Origin of the sequence: Plebeiibacterium sediminum, from assembly GCF_026013605.1 — a bacterium.
Lineage (GTDB): Bacteria > Bacteroidota > Bacteroidia > Bacteroidales > Marinilabiliaceae > Saccharicrinis > Saccharicrinis sediminus.
Genome location: NZ_JAPDPJ010000114.1, coordinates 1 through 8,707, shown reverse-complemented (window position 1 = coordinate 8,707; position 8,707 = coordinate 1). Strand labels below are relative to the sequence as shown.

The following is an 8,707-nucleotide window of genomic DNA, read 5'->3' as shown; positions in this document are numbered from 1 at the left end:
ATGGGGTCTGATTTTTAATTAAAAAACGAACGCCCTGTTTATGGGCGTTACAGAAGATAATTTTTAATATCCAGACTTTAGTCGGTTGATAGTGTCTACTTTTATAAAAGTAAAAAAACAAAACAATTCAGGAAATTTATCTGTGGATTCACTACTCTCCTATTTTAAGAAAGCAAGCACTGGCGAGTTATAGAAAACAGGAACAGGTAAAACGATATGAGTTTACAAGATTTGTGTATCCCATAAAAAACAAAAGCCACTTACATTTCTGTAAATGGCTTTCTTTTAGTACCGAGAGGCGGGCTTGAACCGCCGACCTCAGGATTATGAATCATGACTTAACGTTTTTCCTACAAAGTAGAATATTATCAAAAACCTATCTATGAACGCTGATATTAATGGCATTCATCAATTATTCTTATTTATACTTATTCTAAACTTATCAAATATTTACTATATTTGTGTATCAAAAAATGTATCAAATAACAAAATTGATACATAAACTAAAATACCATGGCAATTATACCAGCTATCTACTTAGATACACGAACAGCAAACAAGGATGGGAAGTACCCGGTTAAACTAAGACTAACCGATAAAACCAAACGTAAATACTATTCTATCAGGAAAGAATTAACTAATCCAAGCCTTAATTTTTTAAGCCCATTAGAATTTGAGATAGTTACAATGGGATTAGATAGTAAAGAAAAAATAAAGGAAGCCGGGTTAACATTGCCACAAGGTTTTAAAATATCGGATATTAAGAATTTAATTGATGATTACAGAGAAGTAAGAACCAAAGCAAACACAATAATAAAGGAGCTGCCCGTTTTTACATTCAGTAAGTTTGAGGATGCTTTCACGGGTAAAACAACTACATACAATTTTTTGCACAAGGCCTTTGAAGCTGAAATCAAGAAACTAAAGGATGACAATCGTTTAGGTTATGCCAGCTCACTAAATGGTACACTAACCAATATTAAATATTTTGCTGAAAATAAGATCTACTCACGTAAACAGCCCAAAGAGCATATCGGCTTTAATAAATATAAAAACATCATGATTGCTGATATTGATGAAAAATGGCTTAAAAAATTTAGAAAGTATTTACAGGATAAAAAGAAGAGTAGCACTTCAACCATAGGAATACAAGAGCGAAATATTAGAATGATTTTTAATAAAGCACTCAAAGAGGGTGTAAAAGCCGAAAGCCCATTTGAGGGAAAATTCAAACCCAAAACAGCAACTAACAAAAAGCGACCATTAACCATTGGGCAAATACAATCAATTAGAGACTACCAAACCCGGGAGGGCACACAAGAAGAGCTTTATAAAAACTTATTTCTTTTTAGTCTATACGGCAACGGTGCTAATATTAGTGATATATTGAGGTTTAAGCATGGCAATATTAAGAACAACAGTATTGAATTTACCCGATATAAAACAAAAGACGAAACACCGGAGGAAATAAATATAACAATCACACTTACTGAACCATTACAGGAAATCATAAGGAAACATGGAACGCTGACATTAAATAAAGATGCACACCTATTTCCATTCCTAAATAATAACATGGATGAAAAACAAGCCTATGCAAAAATTAAGAGCATAACCAAGCTAATAAATAAACTATTAAAGAAAATTGCAAAGGATTGTGATTTTGACGAAGATTTACAACAGAACATATCAAGCTATTACGCCCGTCACTCTTTCGCTACTTTATTAAAAAACAATAAGGTTTCTATTGCTGAAATATCCGAGTATTTAGGACATACAGATATTAAAACCACGCAAAAGTATTTGTCATCTATTGACGATAAGCAAAGAGAAAAAACCGCAAATAAATTAGTTAGTATTATTAATGGAGTTGGATAATATTTCAATCAGCGCAGAAAAAATTATTATTAGATTTACTAAAAGCAGTCCAGCTTTAAAAAAGAAAGAGTAATTTGCTTTATTATATTTTTTGTTTTCAATTAGTTAAACCAATAAATTATTGAAATTATGTATTGTAAAAATTGTGGAAAAGAAATAAATGAAGGAGTAGCGTTTTGCAGTCATTGTGGCACCAAAACAAATGAATCAGAATCTAAAACTACTCCCAATGAGAAACTCTTAAAATGTCCGAAATGTAAATCTACAAGACTTACTGATAATAAAAAAGGATTTAGCGCAGGAAAAGCAGTGGCAGGAGCTGTGCTTGCAGGAGGTGTGGGGATATTAGCCGGAGCAATTGGAAGTAATAAAGTTCAAATTACCTGTTTAAATTGTGGCCATAAGTTTTTGCCAGGCGAAGATGCAGATAATGCCATGACTAAACGCATTGAAAAAGCAAAAGCACAGAAAGCCTCACAGGAATTTCAATGGAAATTAATGAAGAGTCCTATTTTCTGGATTATTCTAGTAATAGCCATTATTTTGTATGCCTATATTATTTCTTAGTCTTTTGCTATAATAGTTTTAATTTATAATCAGATGGAAAGTAAAAAACCTTTTGACACACAAATATCAGACGAAACATATCAATTTATAAAGGCAATGGAGAAACCAAACACAAAAAGAGAGTTTGAAAAATTAATGAACGCCGTTGCTGATAAATCAGATATAGAAAAATTTAAGTTTGTAATTCGTGCAATAAACGAATTTGAAAAGGTAGAAAACAACCCACATACATATCCTTGGTATTATACCGAAATGTTAGATTTATTAAGGAAGGAGAAAGGATATTTTGAGGCAATATTAAACGCTGAAAAGAACTATAAAGAAATTGGTCTTATCGGAATTAGTACGACTTTTACAGATGCTCAAATAGAAACTATTTATAATAATGCGACAAAAGAAGGATTAATAAAAACCTCAAAAACTAATTTCTTTGATATGTTGAGAGGAAAAGAGTGTAAAGAAATTACATGGTTAGAGTATAGAGGTAAAAATCCAAATAAAACTGCATTAAGATATTTTACGATTTTTATATTTCAATCACCAAAAGAGATTAAGCCATTAGCTCGAAAATATTTTAAAGATAAAAAAGGTAATTCAATAGAAACAACTAGCGGTCAAGCTGACGATAAGAATACTATTTGGGAATATAAGTTTTCTCCATGGATTAAATAAAAAATACGCACCATACTTTCGCATTATGAAGCTCCTGAATATCAGGGGCTTTTTTCTTTTTATACAATTGAATAATTATAGTTTACGCACCCGATGCTTGCGTATTATAATGCTGATTTTCAACTTTTTACGTAATTCTTGTTTTTATTTTTGATGTGGAGAAAAGAAATAATAATCACATTAAAAAATAAAAAAAATGGAAAACATTCAGCTTGCAACATTTGATGATGTCAACTTTAATAACCTACCAAAAGCAATTGAAAGTGTAATTCATAATCAAAAGCTTTTAATGGAATGTTTCATTAACAATCTGACACCTCCTAAGCCAAGACCAACAAAAACAAATTTAACAGGATTACAAGATTATCTAAAGGAGCAAACAGGAAAGAAACCTGCACGCCAAACTCTTTATGGAATGGTTAGTTCTCGCAAAATTCCATTTATCAAGCACAAAAACTCTAAAGAATTGGTATTTAATCTTAATCATATTGACTTATGGTTAGAGAATGGTAAGAGTATGCGAGGTTTAAAATTGGAGGATTAAGAGATGCAGAAAAAAGAAAAGCGAACCACCACAGCCCGCCATTACGACAAAGATAAAAAATATCCTATTCAGAAAAATAGAGTTTATGAAGCTCTGTGTGAATATCCACAAACAAGCTTAATGCTTGAACAATATACAGGAATATTCAGAGCAAACATAAATAGACATATTGCCGAACTAGAGCGTGAAAATAAGATTATGGCAGTTGATAAACGACTGTGCAAAATTAGTAAGCACAGGGCTAAGTATTATAGTGCTATAAGAGAATTGTTTTAGTATGGTAGATGGTATTCAAATAAATGACTTCAAAGGTGTATTTCCTGATGATGCAGATACAAAAACGATAGTAAGCACTAAAACAGGCGTTTTATCTGAAAAAGAAACGGCACTGTACAGAGGATTACATATTGCTTCATACACAAATGGACGTATGCGTTTATCTGGAAGCCTTACAACTTTTATCAATGGCGATAACACTATAAACCTATCATTCGACCAAGTATCAAACTCAATAGATGAACTATGTAAGCTATTCAAGACAAAGCCAGATGATAATGTATTAAACGGCTTAGAAATAGGCTTAAACATAAAGGTCAACTTTGACCCTGATAGATTTTTAAACAACCTCTTATCATGGAATAGAATCGAGCCTTTAAGATGGACAGGTAAAAAAGAGTGTTATGTGCAATTCCGCAATAGTCAATTAACATTTAAAGTCTATTCTAAATCTAAACAATACAGCTTAACAGATAATCTATTGAGGTTAGAGATTCGCTTTGATAAGATGCAATTCGCACACAAATACAATGTACGAACGTTGGCAGACCTAAAAGACAGGAACAAAATTGAAAGCCTGTTAAATGTGCTTATAGATAGTTTTGATGACCTAATTTATTACGATGACACAATTATCTAACAAACTTAAAAAAGCAGATTTAAACCTATTGGAGAAAGGCAATAATTCAAGGTATTGGAGCAATAAGAATCTGCACCGAAATACATACAGACATAACAAATCTAAGTTTCAAAAAATAGTACGTGAATACGGACAATATCAATTCCATAAAATTAAAGATTTGATGGTAACTGAAAAGGATATGCTTTTAAAAACTTGGTGCAATTTGCCCGACCTGCAAACTAAGGTTAAAAGTGAAAACTTGGTGCAGTATTACCCTTTAAATAGTGTATCAAATCGCATAATAGAGGATAACAAAATCAAGTCATGCGAAGTAACCAATTACCCAAAGATTATAAGCAACCGAAAAGGGCGTTTTTTAACTGCATCCGACATCAAATATTATTACCAATATGACACCAATATTTACACCGATATTTACACCGATTTAGTAGAGAGGTTTAACACTAGAACTTATAAGAATATCGACTACACAAAAGAATCTTTAGAAAAGAGATTTGAAGAGATTGCACACCGCATTCGTGCCGTTGATTTTAATAAGCGAAATAACGACAGGAACAACACACGCAGGGCAATAAATAAGCTAACAAGTACACCAAGTTTATTTGATAACATGGCTTTAATAAGTCAGGAGAAAAAGAGAATAGCACAATTAAATTATTAATAAATTAAAATAAATATCATGTTAACAGAAAATCAAACAGAAGCTTTAAGAGAGCTATTAAAACAAGGTAATAACGCAGGTGCGCTTGCATTATTAGATGGTATTAAAAACCAAGAGCCAAAAACAGAAATACAAAGGGCTTTGGAAATTCAAAAAGAACATAACAAGAAGTTGAACCAATTAAAAAAGTAATCACATGGAAAATAAAAGTATTAATCTGGGTTGCAACGAAACAAAGTTTCAGGCAGATAGCAAAGTATTAATTGAATTATCAAAACAAGTACCAGAGCTTAAATTTGAATTATCAAATAAGTTTGCAATAGAACTAACTACAAAAACCTTTGAAGATATTGTTTTAAGCAATGGTAAACTAGCCTTGAAGGAAATAACTAAAGCCTATAACGCTGATATTAAAGCGGTGCGCTTAATGACTGGCAAAGAAGCCATAAAGCAACAGTTTGAGCAAAGCAAACAATTATTAAATGAATTGATTTTAAAATATTCAGGATTAAAAAGGTTGTTAAGTTTTGGTAATGTATCGGATTTAGGCGAATACAATTTTAATGAGGGCTACCTTGATAAGTTAAGGCAAGAACATTCAAAGATTCTAGCAAACGAAGCCGAAATAAAACTGTATCAACAAAAAGAAATAGCCCTAAACGAATTTAACAAGTTTTGCTCCCTAATTAAGATTAATAGAATAGCAAGTACACCTGTTCAGGCTTTTGCTCATTTAGTAATGAAAAATGATTTACTAGATTTTAAATCCCTTGCACATGGTTCAGGTGAATAAATAATTAATTAACGCCTGGACTTAATAGTCTGGGCATATTCTAAAGTAGTTTAAATAGTTTAAATATGGCAAATACGACAGGTAAAAAGTTTGGAGGAAGAAAAAAAGGTACTCCAAACGCCGACAATCGACAAATAAAAGAGTTTTTAACCGATTTAATTAATGACAATAGGGAAACAATTATTTCCGATCTGGAAGCCTTAGAGCCTAAAGATAGAATTACGATACTTGAAAAGTTTATGAGTTATTGCGTGGCAAAGCAAAAGGCTGTGGAGCAAACAATAAATTTTGATTCTTTAAGCGAAAATGAGTTAAACACTATAATAGATGAACTTAGTAAAAATATTGAATCATGAGAGTAGAAGCAACACCCGAAATAAAACGAAAAATGTTATCGGACATGAAGCGAGGATATTTTTTAACAGAAGATTATAAACAGTTTCAAAGTAAGCATGGACAAGACTTTGAAGAGCTTATGAAATCAGTCACAAGTGAAGATAAACCCAAAAGTAAAGAAGATGCGGATACCAATAAATAATAAAAAAGCAAAGTCAATAATTATTAAATCATTATCCAGAGGTTATTTTGAAACGGAGGAACTAAAAACAATAATACCGTTAACTATTATAGACCTCGGAACAGGTAAACCAATCGAACCACACGAAGCAATAAGCGAATTTAGAAGAGTTCACGGATTAGACACAATGAAAAACCCTTTAGAACATGAAAGATAAAATAATATTAACTAAAGAAATGAAAGTCGCTTTATTAAATGGATTAAGAAACGGATATTTTATAAAATCCGAATTATACGCCTTGTTTAGTTCTGTATTTGGGGAACAACCTTTATTTGTAGATGATGACGAGATAATTCGTATTAATAGAGTTCTGGAAGAAAATTGTTGAAACAATTATTCAGTAGATTAGAAAGGGTATTCAAATATGAGTATCCTTTTTTTTATGTCTTAATTTTACTCTGATGTATGAAAAAATGTATCAAATAAAAAAACCACCTACAAAACAAATTGTAAGTGGCTTATTTTAAGTACCGAGAGGCGGGCTTGAACCGCCGACCTCAGGATTATGAATCCTGCGCTCTAACCAGCTGAGCTACCTCGGCATTTTGTTGCTAAACGTTGTTTTCTTTAAAACATTCATTTCGTTTTTGCGGTTGCAAATGTAGGGCATTTGTTTCGAACAAACAAATCTTTTTTCAATATTTTTATTAAAAATTTTCACAAAACAAACTACAACCCTAATCTTCGGATATTTACAATCTGCATTTTTTTTGAAAAAAATATCACTAAATAATTTTTTGCCATTTTTTTAAATCAACTGTAACTTGAAGTGCAACTCAGGCGTCAAATAAAACAGATGAATCATTCTGACAAAAAAATAATTAATCAGATAAAGAAAGGAGATATATCTGCCTACGCTTCTTTAGTAAACCGCTATCAAAATATGGCCTTTACTTTGGCGTATAGTATTACAAAAAACAAAGAAGATGCTGAAGAAGTTGCTCAGGATGCATTTGTAAAGGCTTATAAAAAGTTAGATACTTTTAAAGGAAAATCGAAATTCAGCACCTGGCTATATCAAATTATTTATAGAACAGCGCTGAGTAAACTTAGAATAAAAAAAGAAAATTGGTTATCTACAGATGAGAACGAAGACAGAAATATAAATTTTGGCACTTACGAACAAGATCATTTAGAAAGGCTCGATAAGAAGAAAATATTGAAAATTGCCATTAATAAACTAAATGAAGATGAAGGTTTTTTACTGGTTTTATACTATTATCAAGAGCTTAGTATCGATGAAATTTGTACTTTAACAGCGTACACAGAGAGTAATGTAAAAGTAAAGCTTTATAGAGCCAGAAAGAATTTATATCACAATCTGCAGATCATTATGAACGGAGAGGCCAAAACTTTATTACAAAACTAAGGTTATGAACGACAAACAAAAATATATAGAAAAGGATAAAATTCTGGAAGATCTATTCGCTGATTTTACACCAGATAAACCTACCGGGGATTTTACAAAAAACACAATGAATAAGGTTTTTCAGGAATGGTCGAAACAACCTGTAACCCATAAATCCATATTAAATACTAAAAATAAAATATGGATTTCAGTAAGTGTTATTTGTGCTGCTATCTTAGTTTATTTAATCGATTTTAAAAATGCTACACAACAAAGCACAACTATTGCTGAATCCTTAAATATTTCAGAATCTTTGAAAGCATTCAACAAAACCTTTGAGGTAATTGGCAGTAGTTTTTCGCATATACCCAGCCTGGTTTACATTATTTTTATTGGCATTGGAATGATTCTTATTCTGGACAAAATGATTTCAAAAACCATAAAAACCACCTGATTATTGACATCAAATAAGGCTTAAGCAAACTACTGAAGTCACATAAATCTTTTCAACACCATCTATTGTATACAAAAGAATGCGAATCAATAGTTGAAAAAAATAACACTGACACAAAGGTACAGAGCGTATTATAACTCATATAAATGATACAAATTAGTAAAAAAAGAAGTGATCAAACACCAGAGTTGTCCTAATTAGTTAATCCTTAATAACATCATAAGTCATTAGTTATCAACAGTGAATGTGAATAAATATTGATATTTATTCGTTCTTAATTGCAAGGATATTAG

Annotated in this window: 15 protein-coding genes and 1 tRNA gene; 15 read left to right on the top strand and 1 reads right to left on the bottom strand. The window is 31.3% G+C overall.

The features are described from left to right. The first annotated feature begins 513 nt into the window (after window positions 1-513). The 13 genes from OM075_RS23635 (at window position 514) to OM075_RS23575 (ending at window position 6,940) form a co-directional block, all read left to right on the top strand. Entirely contained in the window at window positions 514-1,878 is a 1,365-nt protein-coding gene (locus tag OM075_RS23635) for a tyrosine-type recombinase/integrase (RefSeq protein ID WP_301193029.1), read from the top strand. Between the two features lie 129 nt (window positions 1,879-2,007). Then, window positions 2,008-2,445: a zinc-ribbon domain-containing protein gene (locus tag OM075_RS23630; RefSeq protein ID WP_301193028.1), complete on the top strand. Its 438-nt coding sequence runs from the start codon at window positions 2,008-2,010 to the stop codon at window positions 2,443-2,445. A 33-nt stretch (window positions 2,446-2,478) separates the two neighbouring features. Beyond that, window positions 2,479-3,117, top strand: coding sequence for a hypothetical protein (locus OM075_RS23625; RefSeq protein WP_301193027.1), 639 nt, complete (start codon window positions 2,479-2,481; stop codon window positions 3,115-3,117). Between the two features lie 196 nt (window positions 3,118-3,313). Next, the gene (locus OM075_RS23620; protein ID WP_301193026.1) at window positions 3,314-3,661 is read left to right on the top strand and encodes a hypothetical protein; all 348 of its coding nucleotides are present in this window, start codon (window positions 3,314-3,316) and stop codon (window positions 3,659-3,661) included. Between the two features lie 3 nt (window positions 3,662-3,664). Further along, on the top strand, window positions 3,665-3,937 hold the full coding sequence (locus OM075_RS23615) for a hypothetical protein (protein WP_301193025.1): 273 nt from the start codon (window positions 3,665-3,667) through the stop codon (window positions 3,935-3,937). A gap of 1 nt (window position 3,938) precedes the next feature. After that, entirely contained in the window at window positions 3,939-4,577 is a 639-nt protein-coding gene (locus tag OM075_RS23610) for a hypothetical protein (RefSeq protein WP_301193024.1), read from the top strand. Beyond that, window positions 4,561-5,241 (top strand): hypothetical protein, encoded by a 681-nt coding sequence (locus tag OM075_RS23605; RefSeq protein WP_301193023.1) that lies wholly within the window; start codon window positions 4,561-4,563, stop codon window positions 5,239-5,241. Before OM075_RS23610 ends, OM075_RS23605 begins: the two co-directional genes overlap by 17 nt. A gap of 18 nt (window positions 5,242-5,259) precedes the next feature. Then, entirely contained in the window at window positions 5,260-5,433 is a 174-nt protein-coding gene (locus tag OM075_RS23600) for a hypothetical protein (protein WP_301193022.1), read from the top strand. A gap of 4 nt (window positions 5,434-5,437) precedes the next feature. Next, complete coding sequence (locus OM075_RS23595; RefSeq protein ID WP_301193021.1) at window positions 5,438-6,034, top strand: hypothetical protein; 597 nt, start codon at window positions 5,438-5,440, stop codon at window positions 6,032-6,034. A 65-nt stretch (window positions 6,035-6,099) separates the two neighbouring features. After that, window positions 6,100-6,390 (top strand): hypothetical protein, encoded by a 291-nt coding sequence (locus tag OM075_RS23590; RefSeq protein WP_301193020.1) that lies wholly within the window; start codon window positions 6,100-6,102, stop codon window positions 6,388-6,390. Then, entirely contained in the window at window positions 6,387-6,572 is a 186-nt protein-coding gene (locus OM075_RS23585; protein ID WP_301193019.1) for a hypothetical protein, read from the top strand. The genes OM075_RS23590 and OM075_RS23585 overlap by 4 nt, the downstream gene beginning before the upstream one ends. Continuing rightward, window positions 6,553-6,768 carry a hypothetical protein gene (locus OM075_RS23580; RefSeq protein ID WP_301193018.1) on the top strand — a complete coding sequence of 72 codons (216 nt, stop codon included), beginning with the start codon at window positions 6,553-6,555 and terminating at the stop codon, window positions 6,766-6,768. The genes OM075_RS23585 and OM075_RS23580 overlap by 20 nt, the downstream gene beginning before the upstream one ends. Further along, entirely contained in the window at window positions 6,758-6,940 is a 183-nt protein-coding gene (locus OM075_RS23575) for a hypothetical protein (RefSeq protein WP_301193017.1), read from the top strand. Before OM075_RS23580 ends, OM075_RS23575 begins: the two co-directional genes overlap by 11 nt. Window positions 6,941-7,080: 140 nt before the next feature. On the opposite strand, the gene OM075_RS23570 is transcribed toward OM075_RS23575, so the two are convergent. Then, window positions 7,081-7,154 (bottom strand) — tRNA-Met (locus OM075_RS23570). Window positions 7,155-7,408: 254 nt separating this feature from the next. Here OM075_RS23570 and OM075_RS23565 point away from each other — a divergent pair. Next, window positions 7,409-7,981, top strand: coding sequence for an RNA polymerase sigma factor (locus tag OM075_RS23565; RefSeq protein WP_301193016.1), 573 nt, complete (start codon window positions 7,409-7,411; stop codon window positions 7,979-7,981). Window positions 7,982-7,985: 4 nt separating this feature from the next. Continuing rightward, window positions 7,986-8,414, top strand: a complete 429-nt coding sequence (locus OM075_RS23560; RefSeq protein ID WP_301193015.1) for a hypothetical protein — start codon at window positions 7,986-7,988, stop codon at window positions 8,412-8,414. Window positions 8,415-8,707 lie beyond the last annotated feature (293 nt).